We start from the raw sequence: 23814 nt of genomic DNA, 5'->3' as shown, positions 1-23814 counted from the left end.
AATTAAATACAATTTATCAGAAGTTGATTCAGGTGATTAAAGCGAGAATTTGGACAAGCTTGGAATCAGTTTAAGGGACAGGGAAATAGTCAGGTATAGCCGACAGAGGTATAGAGATGCGGACTTTTGAGGGGACTCAGGGGAAAGAAGAAAGTCCTGCTCCAATAGGTATAAAAGAAGTAGACTTCTATTGAGACAGGCCGTGAAGGAAATAAATTTACAGTCTGACACCCTGTGCGCTCACCGGCACCTGGTTTACTTCCACCTGCTGCTGAATAGCGGCTAGCTGCACACTGACGCTGACATGGTTTGCGATTCCGGGACTCTGAATATGCCCTAGCCGCATGATCATTTGCCTGCTGTCCTTCAGGTCAAAAACCAAGGTATGCTCGGTTGCCTGTATACTATCAATGGAGTCCCAATAGATTGTGTGCTCAGGGCCATACAAAGTGAGCCGATAGGCGATGCGCTCCGGCGTCATGGAAAAGTAAGCATCCTTCAATTGAATATAGCCAGCTCCTACGGCAAAACCCAATGCACCAGCTGCACCTACCAGCAAAGCGCCGCCTGCCCAAACCCACCGGATTTCTTCGCGGGCAATGAACTCAACGACCAGGGCAGAGAGACCACCGCAGAATAACAGGATGCCTGTCCAGAGCAGAATCTGCTTTGTCTTTTTAAGCTCTTTGTGTGGGTAGAGGTTTACATACATAGGGTTAGTTTTGTGTTATTTCAATCGCTATACCCTTTGCAGCTGCAATCTGCGCTAGTTCGTCCCGGATGCGCTGCAGTTTTCTGGCATGGTTCACCGTATCCAGTGCAACGGCGTGCTGTTCTCCGTTCTTGAGCTCAAACCCAAGTGCGTTGCTGCTGATGACCAGGCGCTCGACTTCTTCCCATTCAAAATCGTGCTCCCGCTGCATAAAACCCAGTCGGTACCGCACACCCAAATCCGTTATACTCAGGTGGCGCTGGTAATCCGGATTGTGGTCGAGCCACACAGAGACCATGAAAAGCGAGAAAGGCAATAGACTAAACAGGTATAGGAAGGTCATGGCGGAGTGAAAGTCCCGCACAGCGATAAGCTGATATAAAAGCCAACCATGCAAACCCAAAGAAAGCAGGGCAAGTACAAATAGCAGACGCTCCACCTGCGACCTGATGCCATAGGGTTTGGAGAACAAACGTATGCTAATGCTGGTGTGCTGCATCGTAAAAATATATATTCAAGAATTCAATATACTAAAAATTATAAAGCTGCCAAACAAATTGACGGCAAAACATTTTAACGGGGCGATATTACAGGCATTTAGTATATTGAAGCGCATAAGCCTACACGATGAAAAAAAGCTATACCTTCCTATTTGCCCTTGCCGCCTTCGCCGCTTGCCGTCAACAGCCCCAACAGAGTTTGACAGCGACTAACGATACTACATCGCAGCACATCAACAAGTTTTCGGACGCCACCCTGCGCGAGCTCTATACCTTGCAGGACGAGCGCAAAACGGTTGAGCTCCTCAATTTCCTGAATCATCCGAAACCGCAATACCGCCGGGAAGCAGCGCTTGCATTTGCCTCGGTACAAGACACACTGGCCATACCCCAACTGCTGACCTCACTGTCGGACACCAGCGCTGCGATCCGGACAGCCTCGGCTTATGCTTTGGGCCAGATCGGGCACAAGAAAGCCCAGCAGTCCATGATCCGGCACTTGCAGCAAGAGAGGCACGCAGCAGTACAGGCCGAGGCACTGGAAGCGTTAGGCAAGCTGGCTGACAACAGCGGCCTCAATTTCCTGGTAAACTACAGGGCGACTAACGCAGCGGCGCTTGAAGGACAGGCCTGGGGATTATACCGGGCAGGTTTGCGCCAGGTCAGCAGCGAGCAGGCCGTGAAACAAGCCGTGCAGTGGCTGACTGACAGCAAATTGTATGAAGTGCGCCTCGCGGCCGCTCACCAATTGGCCCGCACACCCAAGCTCGATCTGTCGCCTTACCGCCAGCAACTCACCACAGTGGTCACATCAGATCCATCGGCGGATGTGCGCATGGCGGTGGCACAGGCTTTTTCGAAAGTAAATGCCCGTGATAAAGCTTCGTTGCTCTCCGGTATCGTGCAAAGCGACCCCGATTACCGCGTGCGGCTCAGCGCGATCCGCTCTATGGCAGGCCTTGAGTTTGAGGAAATTGACAAGGCCATCCTGGCAGGCCTGACCGATCAAAATATTAACACGGCAGTGGCCACAGCAGAATTTCTGCAGGCCAACTATGCCGGCGCGGACAGCAACACACTTCGTAAAGCTCTTGCCCAAGTGGAAGACGGTCGGGTGCGGGCCGGACTGATCTGGGTGATCTTGCGCAACAGCCCCGAAAAGGCCAAACTGAGCCAGGAATACCAGCAGCTATACCTTAGCACCGACAACCCATACGACAAAGCACACTTGCTCAAGGCCCTCTCCGCCGACTACAACAACTACCAGTTCATTGCCAAAGAAACCTTTGCCGCGTCGCAGCCCGTGATCGGCACCTATGGCATGGAAGCGCTCACCGCCATGCGCCAGCAGGGAGACTTCCCGAAAGCACTGGAGCAGAACTTTGCCGACATCTTTAAACAAGGTATAGCCTCCGGCGATGTGTCGCTGGCAGGTCTGGCAGCGGGTGTGATCCGCAACCCCAAACTCAACTTCCGGGAGGTATACCGCGACCACACCTTCCTGACCGAGGCGCAGCAGAAACTGGTGCTGCCCCGCGACATGGAAACCAACATTGAATTGCAGAAAACCATCGATTACCTGAGTGGGAAAGAGCAATCTGAAACCCCAAAAAATCCATTTACCCACCCCATCGACTGGAAACTGGTTCAGACCCTGCACCCCGACCAGCAGGTGGTGATCGAAACCGAGAAAGGCACGATCACCCTGGAGCTTTTTGTGGAGGATGCCCCAGGCTCGGTGGCTAATTTTGTGGAGCTGGTGAACAAGCAGTTTTTTGACGGGCTGTACTTCCACCGTGTGGTACCGAATTTTGTGGCACAGGGCGGCGACAAGCGAGGTGACGGCTGGGGCAGCTCCGATTATTCTATCCGCTCTGAGTTCGCCCCGCTCCATTACCGCGAAGGCTATGTAGGCATGGCCTCTGCCGGAAAAGACACCGAGAGTAACCAATGGTTCATCACGCACTCACCCACCCCGCACCTGGATGGCCGCTATACCATTTTTGCAAAGGTAGTAGAAGGGATGGACGTGGTGCACCAACTGGAGGTAGGCGATAAGATCAAACAAGTCAATCTGATTTTGCGGGCTAAAACGAATTAAGACCGCAACAGACAGGTATAAAAAAAGCGGCGGCCTTTGTGTAAGGTCGCCGCTTTTTCATGAAACGCTCTTTTAGAGTCGTTCCATAGGCTGCTCTTCAATTGGCTGCAAACGGCCCCATTGCGGAATTAACTGTTTGAACTCCTGCAGCAGTGCTTTGCTGCGGTCTTTGCCATACCAGCCGTGCAGTTTCTCTACAAATTCATTGTAAGGTACGTTCCGGGCTTTCATGTCCATGAACAGCTCCTGGGCAGCTGCCGGCCGTGGGCCCCAGGTGCCAAGTTCTTCCATGGTTTCCGCATCGAGCACGATAAGCTTCGGTATGGAGCGGCCACCGTTGGTCAGGTAGGCGTCGATTACCTCTAGGTGCTCATCGCGCAGCAAAAGCTTCACGTCAATCAGCGGCGAGGCATCGGCTATCTTCACGATGGCGGGCACGGTTTGGGCGGCATCACCGCACCAGGCCTCGGTCACGATCACCCAGATCATCTTGTTCTGCACGCGCAGCATCAGCTCCACCAGTTCATCGTCCAGCAAGGTGGTTTTCTCGACGCGGCGCATGCGCTGGGCGTTCATGCGGGTGTAGTCTACCATGGCTTCAGAATGGTCCGTGCCCGTGGTTTTGTTCTCGGCCAGCAGTGTGTCAATTAGTTCCCGGTACTGGGTATAGTTCATGGCCTGCGCCAGATGTGCAGCTGTAATTACTGTATTTGGCATCGTCTTGTTCATCATTATGCTCTACTTTAAAATTTTATCAAAACTATATATTAACAGTTATATGTCCCGATAAGTTCGTTCTCTTCCAACACCCTGGAGTGCTCTGCTATATACTACCCTTTTTGCACCAAATTGTTTATAATTTCTGTCAGGCATCTTGCTTAACCCGTCGGGATTAACAGAAGACGGATGCCTCAGCTCTGTATCGCTGCAAAGTAGCTGAAACCGGGGCGCAACACGAATTGGACAAAATGTAAAGACGACGTTGATTATACCTGATACTTGACACTGCAGACACTGACAGCAATCAGTAGGTCGATACCAGCGTTAAAGTGCCTTGGCAGTAGCTCGTCTGCCTGCCCGAGTAAAACCGGCCGTATACCTTGGGTAGTCCGGGAAGAAACCTAATTAATGAAGACTTAAAGGTATAGCTTAGTACTCTCCGTACGACTTCTCCCCGGCCTCAATCATAACAGGAAGGAAGTTCTGGCGGGGAGGCAGCGGGCAGGTAGCGTAGGATACAAAGTCGCAGGGCGGGTTGGACGCCTTGTTGAAGTCGAGCACCGTGGAGCCGTCCGGCCCGGGCTTATTGGCGTAGAGGTAGCGACCAGCGCCATAGGTTTCGATGCCGTTGGTTCTGTCAGCAAAGATGATGAAAAGCTCCTCTCCTTCCAGCAGCGCGTCCAGCTGGTACTGCTGGCCGTTCAGAGTGAAGATCAGCGTACCGGGCGATTCCTGCATGGAGGTTTGCCCCACGATATTTGTAATGGCGATCTGCTTTGGTGTAGGGTGCGCCACGAAACTGGCCTTCAGACGCCAGTCGGCCCTTACAGGGAAGCGCTTTATCCCTTTGAAATGCACCAGAGCATCGTTTTGCAGGTCGCGGAGCCGTATGCCATACCTGTTGCCTCGCTTGATTACGAACCAGGTAAGCGAACTGTGCGACAGTTTGGGAACGGAATCCATACCGGAGGTATAGAGCAGGGCTTCACGCACGGGTTTACCTTCCAGTAGTACCTCAACACCCGGGTTGATGCGGGTGGTTACCGTGTCGCCATTCAGACTGATCACACCTGCACGGCCCGGAATCCTTCCCTTCGGAAAGGTCAGGCTGTTGTCGGGTCCGCTGCCAAATGTGTTTTCGCCTTCCTGCAGCCAGAACAGACCTGCCAGGGTGAGCCATCCATCGGGTTCCTTTAGCTTTGCCTCACGCGTCTGGTGCCACTCGTCTACACTGGCGACATACTCGGGCGTTGTTTCTGCCTGGTTTTTAGCAGATTGGTCGTATTCGGTGCATCCACTTGTCAGTATCAGGGCGATAAAGAGGGAGAAGGAAAGCGTAATGGATTTTAATCGAAGCACGTTAATTAAACAGGTAAAATATGTAATTCTGCTAATGTAAGAAAAAACCTGACGAAGCCCATACTTTACCAGGCTTAGTTCTGGCAGGGCTGGCAAGACATGGTATAGACAAGGCTACAAAAAGCTGGTACCAAGGTATAGCTGTAGCGATCCGGGAGTCTCATTCTCAAAAAGAAGATTGAGCAGCTTGCTGCAAACTCAATGAAACTTTTAAGCATAATTATTCACGAATTATTTTGTGCTTTCAGTCATTATTTAGATATTTGTCTAAATACCTAATTTACATTGTGAATAAAGTTTTCAAGGCCCTGAATGATCAGACGCGGAGGGAGATCCTCAACCTGCTGAAGGAGAAGGATCTGACAGCCGGCGATATTGCAGAGGCTTTCCAGATTACCAAACCCAGCATTTCGCACCACCTCGACATCCTGAGCCAGGCAGAGTTGGTTACCTCGCAGAAACAAGGGCAGTACGTGATTTACTCGCTTAACACGACAGTGCTCGACGACTTAATGAAATGGATCATCACGCTTAAAGATTAGACCCTATGAAAGCCAACAACCTGACCCGAGAAATCATCCTTTGGGCGATCGTATTCATCCCGCTGGTATACCTGGCTGTGGTTTGGAACAGTCTGCCAGAGCAAGTGCCGGTACACTTCAACCTGCAAGGCGAGGCCGACGGCTGGGCCGGCAAAACAGCCCTGGTCTTTATTGTGCTAGGCACAACTGCCCTGTTCAACCTCATTATGCTGGCACTGCCGCACATCGACCCGAAACGGAAACTGACCCAGATGGGCAGCAAGTACCACCAATTGCGCTTCATCCTTGTCATTTTTATGGCGGTCCTCTCTGTGTTCCTCATCCACAATGCCTTAAATCCGAGCGCTTTCCGTCAGAATATTCATTTCGTGTTGATAGGCGGGCTTTTCATCGCCCTGGGCAACTACTTTCAGGCGGTGAAGCCCAATTACTTCATCGGCATCCGCACGCCCTGGACGCTGGAGAGCGAGCAGGTATGGCGCAAGACGCACCGGCTGGGCGGCATCCTGTGGATCATCGGCGGCATTTCGCTCATACTGCTGGCGTTTCTGCCTGAAATGGGTATGCAGCAAATGCTTTATATCACCGTGATAGCCTTAACAGTACTGATCCCTGTGGCCTATTCCTTTATAGCCTACCGGCGGGAGCGACGCGAACTAGGACAACAGTCATAAAACCAAAACATCCATACAAGTATAATCTTCCACACCAAAACGCGCTAAGCTCCCAACATGACACGCCTGCTGCTTTCACTTAGCCTTATATTTTTCAGCTCAATGGCCACCGTGGCGCAAAGGACGGCTCCAACACAGATCACGGGTCCCTGGCATGGCACTCTAGAAGCCCCCGGCACACGCGTAACAGTAATTTTCAGGCTAAGCAACAGCGAAAGCGGCCAATTGACTGCCACCATGGACATCCCGTTGCAGGGAGTAAAAGGCATGGCTATACCTGAAACCGAACTCAAACAAGACAGCCTATACCTGCGCACACCGGCTGGTGGCATTGCCTTCGCGGGCAAAATTACCGGCCCGGAAACCATAAGCGGTAGCTGGAAGCAGGCAGGTATGGCTTTCCCGCTTCCCCTTGCCAAAGGCGAGCCAGCACAAGTGAAGCGTCCGCAGATGCCCGTAAAACCCTACCCATACCAGGAACAGGAAGTAACCGTGGAGAACAAGGCAGCAGGTATAACACTGGCAGGAACACTCTCCATACCTGCTGGCAAGGGCAAACATCCGGCTGTTATTCTCTTTACCGGCTCCGGCAAACAGGACCGTGATATGACCCTGATGGGACACAAGCCTTTTCTGGTGCTGGCCGACCACCTCACCCGCCAGGGCTTTGCCGTCCTTCGCCTCGACGACCGCGGTGCCGGTAAGTCAGGTGGTAACGCTACCATGGCCACGACGCAGGATTTTGTGTCAGATGCTCAGGCGGCCTATACCTACCTGAAAACGCACCAGGCGGTAAACCCGAAAAAGATCGGCTTGCTGGGTATAAGCGAGGGTGCCCTGATAGCGAGTAGTGTGGCCGCCGTCAACAAGGACGTGGCCTTAGTGGTGCTCATGGCGGGCAGTGCCGTACCGGGTGTCGATTTGCTGGTGTCGCAGAACGAAGCTATCCTGAAGTCACAGTTACAGACAGAGGAACTGCAAAAGTACCTGAAACTGCGCCGCGCCCAGTTCGAATTAGCTGCCTCGGATACCGAAGTATTTGAAGCCTCCCAAAAAATACGGACATTGGAGCAAGAAGCCAGAGCCAACCTGACCGATAAAGACAAACAGCTAGCGGTCATGTTCTCACCCCAGGCAGAAAACGCCGTTGTCGCTCAGATCATGACACCCTGGATGCGCTATTTCCTGGCTTACGACCCGGCCCCGGCCTTGCAGCAACTCAAAATGCCCGTGCTAGCCCTCAACGGAAGCAAAGACCTGCAGGTACCCGCCGCCGCCAACCTCGCTGCCACCGAAAAAGCCCTGAAAGCCGCCGGTAACAAGCGCTATACTATCAAAGAACTGCCCGGCCTCAACCACATTTTCCAGACCGCCGACACCGGCCAGGTGCATGAGTACGGGACTATAGAGGAAACCATGGCACCTGTGGCGATGGAAACTATTAGTAACTGGATGAAGGGAGTGATTAAGTAAAAATTTAAGTTGATTTGCCCGATGCAACTGAAGTAGCACTTAGTGGGTCCTCAAGGTATAGCATACGCATTTAGTGGGCTATCACTTCAGCTTCTCAAACCCATCGCTATACCTATGCAACTCACGTTCAGAGAAATCATTTTGGCGGATGCCCGAGCCCTGGCAGCGCTGTCACACCAGTTCGGCTACAGCGTGACCGTTGAGGAAATGCGGGATCGGATGGAACAGATGCTGTCCCGGGAAGATCATTGTGGCTTTGTAGCAATAGCAGAACAACAGATTGTCGGCTGGATTCACGGTTTCTATACCTTCCGGCTGGAATCGGAGCCCTTTGTGGAGATTGGGGGTTTGGTTATAGACGAAGGCTTTCGAAGGCAAGGTATAGGGCAACAGCTGATTGCCAGAGTAAAGGTATGGGCTAGCGGTTTTGCAGTTCAAAAAATCAGGGTACGCTGCAACACAATACGAACCGACGCCCACAAATTTTACCTGAAAGTAGGCTTTACGGAAAGCAAAGAACAGAAAATTTTCGACCTGATTTTCTAGCCTGATTGCTATACGTTGACACACCCCTTATACCTTAAAAATGAACTTAAAGCCCTTTGCTCTTTTAGCCCTCTCCCTGGTTTTTTGCGTTGTTACTTCATCTTCTGTGTTGGCTCAGCCAACTGATACGACCCAAACACGCGACAGTCACCTATCTGAAAATCAGGTGAAAAATTTATTCGCTTTTGCCAGGGTGTATGGCTTTGTCAAATACTTTTATCCGTTGCAGAAAAAGGACAAGATAAGCTGGAACTACATTGCCGCGCATGGCAGTCAACGTGTTCTGAATGCGGCATCTGAAGAAGCTTTAGCAGAAGCTTTGCGAGCTGTTTTTAGCCCGATTGCCCCGCTTCTAAATATTCATAGCGCTTATGATGGCATAGGTATAAGCACTGCGGGTCAGGAAAGCAGCAACCACTACTATTATAACCTTCACCAGGGGCTTGGGCAAGATAAGGGCGACCTCCCAATCCTCACCAGAAAAATTTCGGAACTTTACAAAAGCAGGATAATGGATGTTGACCATAAGACCTATCTGGATCTGCTGGCAAAAGACAGAATACTTTCTGTAGATAGCCTTTACTCGGTACCGCTAACAGATAAACTATATTGTTCCCTCCCGCTAGTATTAACCGAAAGCAACTATAAAAGCAATCAAGCCCACAGGCACTTCAGCCAGAAATACCAGCTTAACCTCGACCGACACGAGGACAGGCTGGCCACAGTGATCATCTTCTGGAATGTGTTCCAGCACTTTCATCCTTACCTGGACAATGCAGCAGCATGGGACAGCGTGTTTGTACAGACTGTACAGCAACTATCCCCTTCCATGACCAGGGCTGATTTTATGCGTGTAGCAAGAAACTTAACCACCTCGCTCAACGATGGGCACGCTTACCTGGCTTCTACTAACAGCACGGGCATTTATAGTCGCCCATCTCCCCCTATCCTGCAGACTGCCTGGGTCGAAAATAAATTGGTGGTGAGCAAAGTTAACATCGAAAATACTAGTCTTTTGCCTGGTGATATTGTACAGAAAGTAGGAGCTCAAGAAGCAGCTGGACTACTGGATTACACCAAGAGTTTTCTCTCCCACGCTAACTCAAACAATGGCAATTTACTGGCCGCACAGAGTGCACTAGGCTGGCTAAGTACCACTACCGACACCATTACGATGGCACTAATTGATAGCAGCGGCAACGCTAAAAATGTTGTGCTAAACGGGCAAGGGTATCAATTTAAGGTTCCTACGCCAGTAGCTGCCATTCGCACACTCGAAGGCGGTATTTATTATATCAACACATCTGCAGTAAGCGCAAAGGACATCAAAGAAAACCTGCCTGCACTGCAACAGGCCAAAGGTATAGTGTTTGATATGCGTGGTCGTCCTTCCAGCAGCTTTTTAAGAGGCGTCCTGCCCTATCTGATTGACAAAGAAGTAGATACTGGCAATTGGTCCATTCCACACTATACCTTCCCTGACCAGAAAAATGTGCATTTTGTGCCAACCAGCAAGTGGAGTATAAAACCGAATGGCAACTATATTAGTGTAAAAAAAGCTTTCCTGATAGGACACAACACTCAAAGCTACGGCGAAACGTGTGCAGAACTGGTTGAACACTACAAAATAGGCACTATGTTTGGCTGCGTTACAGCTGGCACCAATGGCAACATCAACTTTTCTGGGGCAGGGCAGTTGCAAGCTGTCTGGACAGGTATGAGAGTGCAGAATCGGGACGGCAGCCCCTACCATGGCGTAGGTGTACAGCCTGATATTTCAGTTCAGCCTAATCTCAAAGACATTCAGCTCGGGAAGGATACGCAATTAGAGGCCGCAGTTAAGTTTCTACAGGAAAGCCGATGAATTTCTACACTACTACCCCAACCCCAATAACTCCCTGCTACTGATTAGAGTAAGTAGAGTATGAAAGCGATCATTCTACTCGGCACACTCAAGAAAGAAGGGCTGTCCAACACAGAGGTTCTGTCTGAATTTCTGGCAGGCTATTTCAAAAAGCAGGACATCGACTGCAGCATCGTCAAACTGGTGGAGCACAACATTCTGGCAGGCACTTACAGCAATATGGGCGAAGGCGACGACTGGCCCGCCATTTTAAAACAGGTGCTTACCGCCGATATTATCGTGTTCGCCACTCCCATCTGGTGGAACAACCAGTCATCGGAAATACAGCGGGTAATTGAGCGGCTCGATGAAATTCATGACGAAATTCTGGCAGGTAAGAAATCGAAACTTGAGGGCAAAGTGGGTGGCATTGTCATTACAGGCGACTCGGACGGAGCGCAACATATTATTGCCAACATCAGCAACTTTTACAACGCGGTGGGCATGGTGCTCCCGCCTTACGCTTCGCTTTCGGTCCTGTGGGAGAAACAGTCCAAAGACCAAAAACCTAGCCGCGAGGAGCTCCTGAAAAAGTATGAGGAGGACTACGCCAGCACAGCCGAGACCATGGTAAAACAGATGGTGAAATATTTGCAGCTAAAATAAGGTATAGCCTGCCCTTTCTGGCTGCCGGCACAGCGCACAGTCCGGCTCTTTACTGACATTTGCCGGTTAAACTTGTGACTTAAATCATTTTCTGAGAATCAATCCTGCTATACCTTTGCCTTTGAGATGAGAAGGTATATAGCAGCCATATTGTTAACCCTGATGACGTTCCAGGTAATGTACCAGGGAATCGTCTTCTCGTCTTATTTTGCCAACAAAGCCTACATCGCGGCCGTACTTTGCGAGAACAAAGACAAGCCCCAACTCGAGTGCGAAGGCAAATGCTACCTCAAAAAACAACTCCAGAAAGCCGACACGCCGGAGAGCAACGCCACTGGCCTGACACTCAAACTGGAAACCAGCCCTTTCACGGCTTCTTTATTTAAGCTTGGTAAAATGGTCGCTGTGTCTCCGGTCCAGACCGGGTACGGCACTTTTCAGGAAAGCTCCTACCGCAATTCCTACCATCCCGCCTGTTTTCACCCACCACAGGTATAAGTCTATCTTCCTAACCAGGTTCACCGTTCTGCGCCACCGCTAAGGTATGGCGCCGCTATACCCTGCGCATTCAATTTCAAATTCATTGCCGACAAAAGCACCTATACAAGTGCCAACGGCTCCCTTGCGTGCATTTCACTTCGCGCACCCCAAAAACTTATACCTGAATTTTAGCCTGACACAGGCATTTTAAGACCTATTACCATGAAAAAATATACCTGGCTCACACTATGGGCTCTTTCTCTTATCACTGTTTTTACTACCGGCTGCGACAAAGATGACGACACGCCAACCCCGACTTTTGCTTATCAGAAAATAGCCGAAGGCAAGGCCGCCGGAACCGACTTCAAAATAGAAGTATACAGCAACGAAGAGCTGACAACTGGCTACAACCCTATTTACATTGCTCTTTTCGACGCTTCCGGCAAGCGTATTGAGCAGGCAGATGTCAGCTTCCAGCCGATGATGGACATGGGTATGAAGAAACACGCCTCACCTATCGAAAACCCAAGCTCCGGGCAGGCTGTGGATGGCTACTTCCCGGGAGCCGTGGTGTTCACGATGCCATCCGGTGAGATGGGCTCCTGGACGCTAGGTGTGCAGGTACAGGCCAACGGGCAGACCGGCACCTTTACGACTCCTGTTACCATCAAAGAGCCTACCACCAGCCGCCTCAAATCGTTCGTCTCCAAAACTGACGGAGCTAAATACTTTGTAGCTTATCTGCAGCCAAAGCAGCCCAAAGTAGGTGTAAATGATCTGGAAGTCGCTGTTTATAAAGCGAGCGGAATGATGGACTTCCCGGCCGTAACCAACCTCACTTTAGCGCTTGAGCCCGAAATGCCAACCATGGACCATGGTTCCCCAAACAACGTGAACCCGACCCACACGAGCGGCGGACACTACAAAGGCAAAGTCAATTTTACCATGACGGGCCTGTGGCACCTGCACCTGACGCTCAGCGACGCCAGCGGAGAAGCCGGTAAACTGTATTTCGAAGTCAACTTTTAATTAAAGGGCGCTGGTGCTCAGGTATAGCACTTAAGCACCAGCGCCCATCTTACAATTCTTAATGGTGAAGGATATGAAAACGCCTCTCCTGCTCGGTGCCCTTGCGCTGGTCGCATCGCCCGTACTTGCCCAACAAAAGCCTATACCTGCCGACTCGGTGCGCACCATTGTGTTGCAGGAAGTAGCCGTGGTCACCAAGCGCCAAGATCATCAACAGCATTTGCAGAATTTCTATAACGCCAACCAGGCAGCCACTACCGAAGAACTGATGTCGCGCATGCCTGAGCTGTCTTTCATCCGGCGCGGCAGTTACGGCATGGAACCCACCATACGGGCCTACAGCGGCGGACAGGTAAGCGTAACGCTGGATGGTATGCGCATACAAGGTGCCTGCACCGACAAAATGGACCCCGCCACTATCTATATCGAGCCGCTCAGTTTGCAGCGCATTGAGGTGCAGACAGCAGGCGCCAGTTCCATGCAGGGCGCGGCCATCGGTGGTAGCCTCGATATGAAACTGGCCGAAGCAGACTTTGCGGATGAGCGAAAACTTTCCGGTTCGGTGACCAGCGGCTACCAGTCGGCGGCCAACGCCATGATGGGTGGTCTGCGGCTGAGCTATGCCGCACCGACCTGGGGACTGCGCGCATCGGGCACTTACCGCAAAAGCCAGAACTACCGCAACGGTCGTGGCGAAAAAGTGCTCTACTCGCAGTACGAAAAGGCCAACTACGCTCTCAGCGGTAAGTTTTTGCTACAGGACGACCTAGTGCTCAAAGCAGATTTCATCGCCGACGACGGATGGAACATCGGCTACCCTGCCCTACCGATGGACGTAGGACAGGCCAATGCCCGCATCGGTTCGGTGAGTCTGGTGCGCGAGAACAGCGACCGTCGCTGGAGCCGTGTAGAAGCCCGTCTCTACGCCAACCGCATCGCCCACTACATGGACGACAGCGCCCGCCCCGACCTGCCCATCCGCATGGATATGCCCGGCCTGAGCCGCACGTCGGGTATGTATGTGGAAGGCACCACTTCTCCCGGCCATCACCAGCAATTAACCGTCCGCGCAGATGCCTCTGCCTCTTACCTGACTGCCTCCATGACGATGTACCAGGAAGGCCAGACGCCGATGTACATGCTCACCTGGCCCGACAACCGCCAGTTGCAGTCAGGTATAGCAGCACAATATAGTTTCCAGGTGGGCGATAAAACCCAGCTGCAGCTCAACAGCCGCCTAAATATGTCTGATTTTGCCGTAACTACCGGCGAAGGCCGAAACCAGCTATCTGTGTTTGGGTATGAGAGCACTGCCCGTCAGTTCCTTATACCTTCGTTGTCGCTACAGGCCAGTCGTATGGTTTACAAAAAGCTGAAAGCCACCCTCTCCGGCGGTTTCAATGGGCGCACTCCTACTGCCAGTGAGCTCTATGGTTTTTACCTGTTCAGCCAGTTCGACGGCTTTGATTATGTGGGTAACCCTAATTTGAAACCTGAGAAAAGCGTGCAGAGCGAGTTTACTCTCTCCTGGCAGGAGCCGCGCCTGCGTCTGCAAGCTACCGCCTATGCCTCCCGCGTGCAGGACTACATGGTGGGTGCCTACAACCCGGACCTCAGCGCCATGACCATTGGCGCCCGTGGCGTAAAAATCTACTACAACACTCCTTACGCTTTGTTAGCCGGCGCCGAAGCCAGCGCCGTGTACAACATCACCGGTTATACACAATTGGTAAGCACGCTCAGGTATAGCTTTGGCAGCAACACCGATGGCGATCCACTTCCGATGATGCCGCCATTGCGCAACATCACCTCACTGAGAAAATACTTCGGGGATTACCTTTGGGTGCAGGGCGAAACCGAACTGGCCGCTGCCCAGAACCGCAACAGCGAAAGCTTCCTGGAGCAACCAACTGAGGCGTTTATGCTCTGGCATTTGCGCGCTGGTTATCAGAAAGAAACAGAAAAGAAGGTATGGCAGCTGAATGCAGGTATAGAAAACATATTTGATGTGCACTACCGCGAGCACCTCGACTGGGGCCGCATTGCCCGCCCTGGCAGGAATGTGTTTGTGCAGTTGAGCGTAGGGTTTTAGAAGCTACGGAACCGGGTCATACCCGCTCCCGCCCCAGGGATGGCAGCGCCCGATTCGTTTCAGCGCCATCCAGCCGCCTTTAAAAGGGCCATATTTGTTCACGGCTCCCACAGCGTAGGTCGAGCAGGAAGGGGTATAGCGGCAGGTGGCGGGCTTCAGGGGCGAGATCATGTTGCGGTATACCCAGAGAAGGGCGAGCAATAGTTTTTTGAAAAGCCAGGTCATGGTACGATTTTGCAGCGTTTTAATTTGCCGAACAACTGTTAGGAAACGCAATTTTTAGGTAAATTTGTCACAGTTTAACTAATCTAAACAAAATTTCATGTTAAAAAGAATCCTTTCACTCCTTCTTTTAGTCTCGCTTTGCGTTCCCTTCGCAAAAGCCGACGAAGGCATGTGGCTGCCGATGCTGATCAAGCGCCTCAACCACGCGGACATGCAGAAAAAAGGCCTGCAGTTGACTGCCGAAGAAATCTACAATGTGAACAACTCCAGCCTGAAAGACGCCATCGTGCAGTTTGGCGGCTTCTGTACGGGTGAGTTCATCTCGGCCGAAGGTCTCTTGCTGACAAACCACCACTGCGGTTACGGCCAGATTCAGTCGCACTCCACCCCTGAGAAAGATTACCTGACCAACGGCTTCTGGGCCATGGACCGCAAGCAGGAACTTCCAAATGAAGGTCTGTTCGTGGACATCCTGGTGCGCATGGACGACGTGACAGCCAAGGTGCTGGAAGGCATCGACAAAAATACACCGGAGAAAGAGCGTCTGCAGCTTGCCTCGCAGCGTGCGCAGGCCATTGCCAAAGAAGCCGGTGAGAATGACCGCTACGTGTCTTATGTGCGCGATTTCTTCAACGGAAACGAGTATTACCTGTTTGTATACGAGCGCTTCACAGATGTGCGTCTTGTAGGCACGCCTCCTTCTGCCGTGGGCAAATTCGGTGGCGACACCGACAACTGGATGTGGCCACGTCACACCGGCGACTTCTCGATGTTCCGCGTATACATGGCGCCGGACGGCAAGCCAGCTGACTACGCAGCCAACAACGTGCCTTACAAGCCAAAGCACCACCTGCCAATCAACATTGGTGGTGTGGAGCAGGATGACTTCGCGATGGTATTCGGTTTCCCGGGCCGCACTAAGCGTTTTATGACCTCCGAAGGCCTGAAACTGGACGTGAACCAGCTGAACGAATCCCGCATTAAGCTTCGCGAGCAGAAGCTTGACATCTGGAAAGAAGAGATGGACAAGAGCGATGCCGTGCGCATTCAGTATGCCTCCAAGCATGCCTCTACCGCCAACTACTACAAATACTCGATCGGTCAGAATGCCGGCATCAAGCGCATGAAGACCGTAGAAGGCAAGCAGGCTGACGAGAAGAAATTCCAGGCCTGGGCCGATGCTACCCCAGAGCGCAAAGCCCTTTACGGCTCGTCGTTAAACGACATGAACGAGGCTTATGCTGAGATTGAGAAGTACAACCTGGCCAGCGTATACCTGAACGAGGCCGTGCTGGGCACAGAAGCGCTTCTGTTCGCTTACCGCATGTCGGCACTGAACAACGCTTTGAAATCTGGCAACGCCGAAGCTGCTAAAAAAGCCGCTGAGGACCTGAAGCCAAGAGCCGAAGCCTTCTTCAAAGACTACTACATGCCGGCAGACAAGAAAGTGTTCGCTGCCATGATGAAAGCCTACCACGAAGACATTGCCAAAGACCAGCAGCCGGAGGCTTTCAAGCAACTGGTAGCCAAGCACAAAGGCAACTTCAACAAACTGGCTGACTACGTTTACAGCAACTCGTTTGTGGTGAACAAGCAGAAGACAGAGCAGTTCCTGAACAACCCGACGCAGAAGCAGCTAACTAACGACCCGGCCTTTGCTTTGGTGAACTCTATCATCGAACACTACCAAACGAATATCTCTCCTAAACTGGCCGAGAGTAACGCCAAACTGGCCCGTGCGAACCGCCTGTACGTAGCTGGCCTGCGTGAGATGAACCCGGACAAGGTATACTACCCGGATGCGAACTCGACTATCCGCCTGAGCTACGGTTCTGTGAAGAATTACAAGCCTGTTGACGGCGTGACCTACGATGTGATTACGACACTGGAAGGCGTGATGCAGAAAGAAGACCCAAGCAACGAGGAATTTATCGTGCCGGCCAAACTGAAGCAACTGTACCAGGCAAAAGACTACGGCCGCTATGCCAACAAAGACGGTGAGCTGATCGTGAACTTCATCACCGACAACGATATCACAGGCGGTAACTCTGGTTCTCCGGTGATCAACGGTAACGGTGAGCTGATCGGTCTGGCCTTCGACGGCAACTGGGAAGCCATGACAGGTGACCTGGTATACGACCCAGACTACAAGCGTTGCATCAACGTGAGCGCCAACTACGTGCTGTTCATGGTGGATAAATACGCTGGTGCCTCTAACCTCATCAACGAGATGACGATTGTGGACACGAACAGCCCAGGCCCTGCCGAAGCTGGTGCAACGCCTGCCGCCGCAACTGCAGACAACGCAACTGAACTGCTGAACGCTGCCGTTGAACAAGCAGAAGCTGAGCTGGCTGCTGGTAAGAAATCAGTGAAAGTCCAGAAGAAAGACGGTAAGAGAAGAGCGAAAGTTGAAGTGAAAAACTAAGCTGAGGTTTTCTTAACCAAATAAAGAAAAGGCGCTGGGGGATTCCTCAGCGCCTTTTTGTTTGAGTCGGGATTTTGAGGATTTGAAAAGATGAACAGGATTGATAATGACGGAGGGAAGTATAGTCTAAGGCTCTTCCGGATCTCCTAATCTAAAAACAGACTAATGGGGATGTCCACATCCCTGCGTATACTGGGATCGCTGCATGCTACCTTTTGTCATCCTGTAAGTATCTTACTAGCAAGTCCCATAAACTTTACTTCCAGGGAATACCCCTCTCATCCTAATCCTGATTCTCAAAAATATACCTGTGCACGATTCGGATAGGTCGCGACCTATCCCTACAGATGGAAATCACATAAATGTACAAGGTATATTAATCCTGAAAATCCTTTTTCATCCGCAAAATCCTGATTCCGACAACCCACCCCCTATACCCTCGTACATAGCACTTTAGCTATAAAACACGACCGAATGGGATAACGCAACTTCTACAAAACAAGCTTATTTTCTCGCTTCTATACCTACTGCCTTGCCTTGCACAGGCGCAGGCCGATGTGCCTGTAGGTGCACGCGCTGCTGCCTTGGGCAATGCCTCTGTCACACTGCCCGACCTTTGGGCACTCCACAACAACGTGGCAGGTATAGCAGGGCTTGAAAAAATGCAGGTGGGTGCTTATGCTGAAAACCGTTTTGGCGTGAGGGCCTTCTCGACCATGGCGCTGCAGGCGGTATACCCTACTAACAGGTATGGTAACTACGGATTGAGCATGAGTCGCTTCGGGGATGAGCTGTTCAGTCAGCAACATATAGGTGTAGGTATAGGTCATAAGTTGGGGCAGTTTAGTCTGGGTGTGAAGGCTGATTTGTGGCAGGTCGCGGCCGAAGGGTATGGCAGTCGCAAGGCGGTGACTTTGTCGGTGGGCGGGCAGGCGGAAATTGTGCCGGGCTTCTTCTTCGGAGCGCATGCCCACAACATCAACCAGGCCAAACTGGCTACATTCGACGACGAGCGGTTGCCTACCATCATGAAAGCCGGCCTTGGCTATCGCCCTTACCAAAAACTCCTACTACTAGCCGAAACTGAGAAGCACATTGACTTCCCAGCTAACTTCAAGGCAGGTATAGAGTATCAGCTTTTGCAGGAAAAAGTGGCCCTGCGTTCCGGCTTCAGCACACTCACCAATCGTGCTACTTTCGGTGTAGGCTTCAAGGCCCGTCAACTTTTTGCCGATTATGCCTTCGGCTCCACCACCTTGCTGGGTATGAGCCACCATCTGTCACTTTCCTATACCTTTCAAAAGTAACGCTGCATGAAGCAAGGTATAGCGACTTTCCTCCTGCTACTTTGCACCTGGCTGCCGCTGCAAGCACAGGACTATCCGCGCCAGACCTTTGATTTTGATTTGTTCGTGCAGGAGCTTTTTGCGCAACAGGAAGACGAGAACGTGCCTTACGAAGACTTCTACGAAACGCTTTTTCAATACTTCCAGCGCCCCATCGACCTCAACCGCACTACACCCGAAGAGTTAGCTTCGCTCTACATTCTGTCCCGTCCGCAGATTGCTTCTTTCTTCCGCCACATCCGGGAAAACGGCCCTTTGCTGAGCATTTACGAACTGCAGGCTATACCTGATTTCAACCTGATGACGATTTACAAGCTCGTGTATTTTGTTCGGGTGGAGGATGCAGGTCTTAATGCCGACCAGCGCCCGTTGCTGCAGCGCATTGTGGGCGAAGACAACAACGCTTTGATCATCCGCTACGAGCGTACGCTGCAGGAAAGGCGCGGCTATACCTCCGTCGACACCACCAGCCGCTCCACCACACGCTACCTCGGCTCACCCGATAAAGTACTCATGCGCTACCGCGTGAGCCATACCCGTGACTACAGTCTGGGCATTACTGCTGAGAAAGACGCTGGTGAACAGCTGATCTGGGATCCCGACACCCGTCGCTATGGTTTCGATTTTTACTCGGCACACTTGCAGCTCTACAACAAAGGCAAATTCAAAACTATTGCGCTTGGCGATTATCAACTGCAGTTCGGGCAGGGTCTGTTGCTTTCGTCGGGCTATAGTGTAGGCAAGGGCAGCGAGACGATTACTACCGTGAGTCGGCCAAATGTAGGTATACGCCCATACAGTTCGGTGCTGGAGCATGCCTTTTACCGGGGCGCAGCGGCCACTTATACCTTGGGGCGTGTAGATGTAACGGGATTTGTGTCGGGTAAACGGGTAGATGCCAACCTGCAAACGCAACTCGACACGCTCGATAATTTCGATGATTTCTTCACAGGTATACAAACGACCGGCTTCCATCGTACGCCTACAGAACTGGCCAATAAAAAGCAGGCCCGGGAACAGATTATAGGCGGCAATGCCACTTACCAGAGCCGAAACCGCACCTTACTGGCAGGTATAACGGCCATGGCGACTCACTTCAGCTCACCGATTCAGAAGGCGGGACTGCCCTATCAGCGTTTCGAGTTTAGCGCCACGCGCAATTACAACATCGGTGCTAACTACGCTTATACCTGGCAAAACGTATACCTGTTCGGCGAAACGGCCATTTCCAGAAGCGGCGGCATGGGCACTGTGAACGGTATGACGGCCAACCTCTCCAACAAAGTGGAACTAGCCATGCTCTACCGCTACTACGCCCGTGACTTCCATACCTTCTATGGCAATGCATTTGGCGAGGGAACACGCAATATCAACGAACAGGGACTTTATACCGGCATCAAGATCAAGCCTTTTCCGAAGTGGGAGCTCACGGCATACTACGACCGTTTCCGTTTTCCGTGGCTGCGCTACCGCGTGGATGCCCCTTCGCAGGGCGACGAGTACATGCTGCGTCTCCTCTTCCGGCCCAACCGCCAAAGTTCGCTCTACGCCCAGTTCCGTGCCGAAAGCAAAGGTCGTAACGTAGCCGACAATAGCACCAGTATAGATTATGTGGGACAAGCCAATCGCAGAAACTACCTCTTGTATTATGAATTCACGCCTACGCCTGTTGTTAATCTTCGGTCCCGGGTGCAGTTCAGTAGCTTTGAGTTGGAGTCACCGCAAACTACGGGCTACTTCATTTCTCAGGATATCAACTTCAATTTCAACAAGATTCGCCTGAGCACCCGCTACGCCATCTTCGACACCGACGATTACGAAACCCGCCAGTATGCTTTTGAGCGGGACGTGCTCTACGCTTTCTCTATACCTGCCTTCAGCGGCAGAGGCACGCGCATGTATGCCTTACTCCAGTTCAGACCGATGCGCCGCATGGATGTGTGGGTAAAATATGCTCTGACGCATTACCGCAACCAGCGCACCATCGGTTCAGGTCTGGAAACAATTGAAGGACCCAGAAGATCAGATATCCGGGTGCAGACAAGGTATAGGTTTTGAAATTACGCTCCTTTTAACTGCACCTGAAGCGGCCTGCAGCTCTCTTTTGCAGTCGCACTTACCAAAGCTCCTTTCCGGTCTAGTTCTAGATGGCAACACTCCAGGAACAATTCTTTCAGTTTCTCCCGCCCACGCTGCACCCGCGACTTGGCTCCGGAGTAGGACATACCTAAACGCTCCGCGATTTCCTTTTGGCTGATACCTTCAATCTCGCTCAAACGCAGCGGCTCGGCATACTCCACGGGCAGCATGTTGATGAGTGGCAGCACCAGGCTTTCCGAGTCCTGGTGTTCGGAGTCCTGCTGCAGCTGCTCTTCAAGTTTGCCTTCATCTTCTACAGGTATGCTTCGGCCCTGCTCACGGAAGTAATCATACACCGCGTTGCGGGCGATCTGGTAGAGCCATGCGTTCATATTCCGGACTTCCTGCAGCTGTTCACAATGTTTATAAAGCTTCACGTAGAGCTGTTGCAGAATATCATTGGCCTCGTCTTTGTCTTTCACCCGCTTCATCACAAAGCTCCGCAGTCTGGCTTCATACTCCAGGTATACCGGCGCTACCGCGGCACAGGTGTCCACTGAGGTAACTACTTGTTCACCTGAACAGGTATGGCAGCTTTTATTATCCATGACGCGAGATTTTAATTGTGATAGCAGGTGGAGATATACATCAATTTACGAAGAAAAATATGGAAAAGGCAAATCGTAAAATTCTTCTGATAGTACATAAAAATCAACCGGACCACGGCAGGTATGTGCTATACCTGCCGTGGTCCGGATTCGTAGTTTTATCTTGTACTAAATGGCAGTTGTTTCGATGGTTGAGGTGGTGCGGGCATTCGCTCCTTCGCCGTACACAGTGGCTTCGCCGAAGGTATAGAAGGCTTCCCAGTCCACCCCCTGCGGGTCGGTTATCCACGATTTTTCGGACTTGGCGTAGCAGCAGGTGCACTTTCCTTCTTCGCGAATGGCTCCTTTGGCGCGCTTCAATCGGCCGTATACCTCAGCCAGTTCCTCTTCACTTTCGGCCTGGATACCCAGATGCTCTATACCTGCATTCTCGGGGTGCAGCGATATAGCGAAGTTAATGCGCGGGTCTTCCAGCATCCATTTGGCATAATCTTCTTTTACAACAGTTGGCTTTGCCCCAAATAAAGCTGTATAAAAGGCGAGGGATTCGTGGAGACTTTTAACGCGAACATTTACGTGAAATCTTTTCATGGCTTTGTCTTTTTAAGGTGATGTTTTCGAATTACACTTGGATGACGGCAGAAGCCCTGAAAAGACGCAGCCCCACGAAAAAAATTTCCGTGGGGCTGCTACCAGTAAGTGTGTAAGGGTGAAATCGGCAAAGAAACAGACCCAGGGAGTGAGGGCGGGCCTGCCTCTTTGCTTTGTACTATAGGTAGGATGAAAAATTGTTACTGTTTTGCCAGAACTCCCGACAGGTTTCGCGCTGCTTCTCCAGAAACTCCTGGTCGCGCTTCAGACTTTTCCAGTCGCCATAGCCGAGGCGTTCGCAAAGCTTAAAGAAACTGTCGCCCTGATTTTGGCGGCCTTTAATACGGACCAATGCGCTTAGCAAAGGTCGACCCGCTTCATGCTCTGCTTCTGAAATTTCGTCGATTACGTCGTTAAGTTGTGATTTCTCGTAAGTGTTTTCGAGGTTAAGGCCCAACTCGGCTTCTAATATCAGATTTTGAAATGACATCAGGTGAGCGCGACCGCGGGCTACTTGAATAAGTTTTTTTCGTACGCGTGTGTTCATCGTTCTTTTTTAGATAATGAAGGACAGCGGACAACACCCGCTACTTTGTGCAGTGGGCTCCAACTGAGCAGTTTTCATAAAATATCTATATACACGTATACTCCAAAATCGGCATTCGGGTTGTCCTGTGTTGCGAAAAAATCACTCAAAAGCCAGGGTTGTGCAGCCTTTGTTATGAAATATTTCTGAAACACAGGCATTTACAAACTTATCTTTTTCACTGTAGTCGTGGTTGTTTTTCGGAGAGGTATTTCCAGTAGCGTTTAGGTATATGGCGCAGGTGCAATTTCGGATTTTTGCGCTCCGGTATATTCACGTGGTCGAAGTATACCTGCCACAGCATCTGGTAACGGGTTTCGTTTTCATCGTACTGGTCGGTGTTAAGTTTACCCTGCTGCCTGGGTGTCACGCCCGGATTCTCTAACCGCACAAAATTTGTAGCTCTTAAATCGTAATAGACCCCATCCCGCCGCGAAGTGTCGTAAATGGCCCATCGCTGATCGGCGTAGCGCTTCTCAAAGTGACGCACGATCAGGGGCAGCACATTAAAATCAGGTGAGATGCTGGCGTAGTACAGACCATCGGCGGTTTTCTGAAAACGCACAAAAGCTTCCATGCGGTGTTTTTCGCGGTGCACTTGCTTCTGGATCTGCTGTACCTGCAATATAAAGGGTGCCGTATAGTTTCCTTCCACACTTTCGGGCGAATCGAACACCAGCCGGGCATAGTCAAAGATCAGCCGCTCAAAGCCACTCTGCTCCCACAGGTAGGTATAGTACAGCGACTCCAGCGCCGAAACCGATAGCCGCTTCTTCAAGCCCAGCCACACCCGATTGGCTTTGCCCTCGTCTGTCATCACCCGCACGGTTTCGCCGAACATAGAAGGCTGCGCCAACTGCTCGGGCTCAATGGCAGTGGGCCAGGCTTTTCGCTCATAGGCCTCAAACACCACGGTGAGCAGCCCCTCAAAGGAGCCGTCGTAGGTATAGAAGTACATCGGCAAAGGTATAGCAGCTACTGCTTCGCGTTGCTGTTCAAGCGGGCTTTGTCGCGCTTGCTGTCATTTTGCATTCTGGAAGAAAGGCTCTGCAGGTGCGGCACCAGCATGTTGAGTTTGCAGCAGCAGGAAACACGGGCAACTTTAGTAGAATTTCTCATTGTCTTATGAATGGTTTGAAATGTTGTCTGATCTTTTTGGTTACACAAATCTGTATGATGCACTTCTCTCCCCTCTTCCATGTCACGTTTAATTG

The 23814-nt window shown here is 51.4% G+C and carries 23 protein-coding genes; 13 read left to right on the top strand and 10 right to left on the bottom strand.

Features of this window, described 5'->3' with window-relative positions; translation table 11 throughout:
• Positions 1-217: 217 nt before the first annotated feature.
• Together L1278_RS07375 and L1278_RS07370 are read right to left on the bottom strand one after the other, a co-directional pair.
• A complete protein-coding gene (locus L1278_RS07375) occupies positions 218-712 on the bottom strand; it encodes a hypothetical protein (RefSeq protein ID WP_253402431.1) in 495 nt (164 codons plus the stop codon).
• 4 nt (positions 713-716) lie between these two features.
• Positions 717-1211, bottom strand: coding sequence for a hypothetical protein (locus tag L1278_RS07370; RefSeq protein ID WP_253402429.1), 495 nt, complete (start codon positions 1209-1211; stop codon positions 717-719).
• Positions 1212-1339: 128 nt separating this feature from the next.
• On the opposite strand from L1278_RS07370, the gene L1278_RS07365 reads away from it, so the two are divergent.
• On the top strand, positions 1340-3313 hold the full coding sequence (locus L1278_RS07365) for a peptidylprolyl isomerase (protein WP_253402427.1): 1974 nt from the start codon (positions 1340-1342) through the stop codon (positions 3311-3313).
• Between the two features lie 72 nt (positions 3314-3385).
• Here the strand turns inward: L1278_RS07365 and L1278_RS07360 are convergent, their stop codons facing one another.
• Both L1278_RS07360 and L1278_RS07355 read right to left on the bottom strand, forming a co-directional pair.
• Positions 3386-4045: a thioredoxin family protein gene (locus L1278_RS07360; protein WP_253402426.1), complete on the bottom strand. Its 660-nt coding sequence runs from the start codon at positions 4043-4045 to the stop codon at positions 3386-3388.
• Positions 4046-4462: 417 nt separating this feature from the next.
• Complete coding sequence (locus L1278_RS07355) at positions 4463-5392, bottom strand: DUF1684 domain-containing protein (protein WP_253402425.1); 930 nt, start codon at positions 5390-5392, stop codon at positions 4463-4465.
• A 287-nt stretch (positions 5393-5679) separates the two neighbouring features.
• Here L1278_RS07355 and L1278_RS07350 point away from each other — a divergent pair, with 287 nt between their 5' ends.
• From L1278_RS07350 to L1278_RS07310, 9 genes are all read left to right on the top strand, one after another.
• Positions 5680-5934: an autorepressor SdpR family transcription factor gene (locus L1278_RS07350; RefSeq protein ID WP_253402424.1), complete on the top strand. Its 255-nt coding sequence runs from the start codon at positions 5680-5682 to the stop codon at positions 5932-5934.
• 5 nt (positions 5935-5939) lie between these two features.
• Entirely contained in the window at positions 5940-6608 is a 669-nt protein-coding gene (locus L1278_RS07345; protein ID WP_253402423.1) for an SdpI family protein, read from the top strand.
• A gap of 57 nt (positions 6609-6665) precedes the next feature.
• Positions 6666-8081, top strand: coding sequence for an alpha/beta hydrolase (locus tag L1278_RS07340; protein ID WP_253402422.1), 1416 nt, complete (start codon positions 6666-6668; stop codon positions 8079-8081).
• 114 nt (positions 8082-8195) lie between these two features.
• Positions 8196-8627 (top strand): GNAT family N-acetyltransferase, encoded by a 432-nt coding sequence (locus L1278_RS07335; protein WP_253402421.1) that lies wholly within the window; start codon positions 8196-8198, stop codon positions 8625-8627.
• A gap of 166 nt (positions 8628-8793) precedes the next feature.
• Positions 8794-10491, top strand: coding sequence for a S41 family peptidase (locus tag L1278_RS07330; protein WP_253402420.1), 1698 nt, complete (start codon positions 8794-8796; stop codon positions 10489-10491).
• A 60-nt stretch (positions 10492-10551) separates the two neighbouring features.
• Positions 10552-11136, top strand: coding sequence for a flavodoxin family protein (locus L1278_RS07325; RefSeq protein ID WP_253402419.1), 585 nt, complete (start codon positions 10552-10554; stop codon positions 11134-11136).
• A gap of 126 nt (positions 11137-11262) precedes the next feature.
• Positions 11263-11634: a hypothetical protein gene (locus tag L1278_RS07320; RefSeq protein WP_253402418.1), complete on the top strand. Its 372-nt coding sequence runs from the start codon at positions 11263-11265 to the stop codon at positions 11632-11634.
• 204 nt (positions 11635-11838) lie between these two features.
• Positions 11839-12645 (top strand): FixH family protein, encoded by an 807-nt coding sequence (locus tag L1278_RS07315; RefSeq protein WP_253402417.1) that lies wholly within the window; start codon positions 11839-11841, stop codon positions 12643-12645.
• A 73-nt stretch (positions 12646-12718) separates the two neighbouring features.
• Entirely contained in the window at positions 12719-14737 is a 2019-nt protein-coding gene (locus L1278_RS07310) for a TonB-dependent receptor domain-containing protein (protein ID WP_253402415.1), read from the top strand.
• Positions 14738-14740: 3 nt separating this feature from the next.
• Here the strand turns inward: L1278_RS07310 and yidD are convergent, their stop codons facing one another.
• On the bottom strand, positions 14741-14962 hold the full coding sequence (gene yidD / locus L1278_RS07305; protein ID WP_188502115.1) for a membrane protein insertion efficiency factor YidD: 222 nt from the start codon (positions 14960-14962) through the stop codon (positions 14741-14743).
• Positions 14963-15059: 97 nt separating this feature from the next.
• Here yidD and L1278_RS07300 point away from each other — a divergent pair, with 97 nt between their 5' ends.
• The 3 genes from L1278_RS07300 to L1278_RS07290 all read left to right on the top strand — a co-directional run bounded on the left by L1278_RS07300 (position 15060) and on the right by L1278_RS07290 (position 20794).
• Positions 15060-17390: a S46 family peptidase gene (locus L1278_RS07300; RefSeq protein ID WP_253402413.1), complete on the top strand. Its 2331-nt coding sequence runs from the start codon at positions 15060-15062 to the stop codon at positions 17388-17390.
• 557 nt (positions 17391-17947) lie between these two features.
• Entirely contained in the window at positions 17948-18697 is a 750-nt protein-coding gene (locus tag L1278_RS07295) for a hypothetical protein (RefSeq protein WP_253402411.1), read from the top strand.
• A gap of 6 nt (positions 18698-18703) precedes the next feature.
• A complete protein-coding gene (locus L1278_RS07290; protein WP_253402409.1) occupies positions 18704-20794 on the top strand; it encodes a helix-hairpin-helix domain-containing protein in 2091 nt (696 codons plus the stop codon).
• Positions 20795-20796: 2 nt separating this feature from the next.
• On the opposite strand, the gene sigZ is transcribed toward L1278_RS07290, so the two are convergent.
• The 5 genes from sigZ to L1278_RS07265 all read right to left on the bottom strand — a co-directional run bounded on the left by sigZ (position 20797) and on the right by L1278_RS07265 (position 23719).
• Complete coding sequence (sigZ, locus tag L1278_RS07285; protein WP_253402407.1) at positions 20797-21423, bottom strand: RNA polymerase sigma factor SigZ; 627 nt, start codon at positions 21421-21423, stop codon at positions 20797-20799.
• 168 nt (positions 21424-21591) lie between these two features.
• Positions 21592-22014 carry an ArsI/CadI family heavy metal resistance metalloenzyme gene (locus tag L1278_RS07280; protein ID WP_253402405.1) on the bottom strand — a complete coding sequence of 141 codons (423 nt, stop codon included), beginning with the start codon at positions 22012-22014 and terminating at the stop codon, positions 21592-21594.
• Positions 22015-22192: 178 nt separating this feature from the next.
• A complete protein-coding gene (locus L1278_RS07275; protein ID WP_253402402.1) occupies positions 22193-22561 on the bottom strand; it encodes a hypothetical protein in 369 nt (122 codons plus the stop codon).
• 217 nt (positions 22562-22778) lie between these two features.
• The gene (locus tag L1278_RS07270) at positions 22779-23558 is read right to left on the bottom strand and encodes a TIGR03915 family putative DNA repair protein (protein WP_253402400.1); all 780 of its coding nucleotides are present in this window, start codon (positions 23556-23558) and stop codon (positions 22779-22781) included.
• A gap of 17 nt (positions 23559-23575) precedes the next feature.
• Positions 23576-23719, bottom strand: coding sequence for a hypothetical protein (locus L1278_RS07265; RefSeq protein WP_220625212.1), 144 nt, complete (start codon positions 23717-23719; stop codon positions 23576-23578).
• Positions 23720-23814: the final 95 nt, after the last annotated feature.

The organism is Pontibacter sp. HSC-36F09 (genome assembly GCF_024171605.1).
In the GTDB taxonomy this organism is placed as follows: Bacteria; Bacteroidota; Bacteroidia; order Cytophagales; family Hymenobacteraceae; genus Pontibacter.
This window is presented reverse-complemented; position numbering and strand designations above follow the sequence as displayed.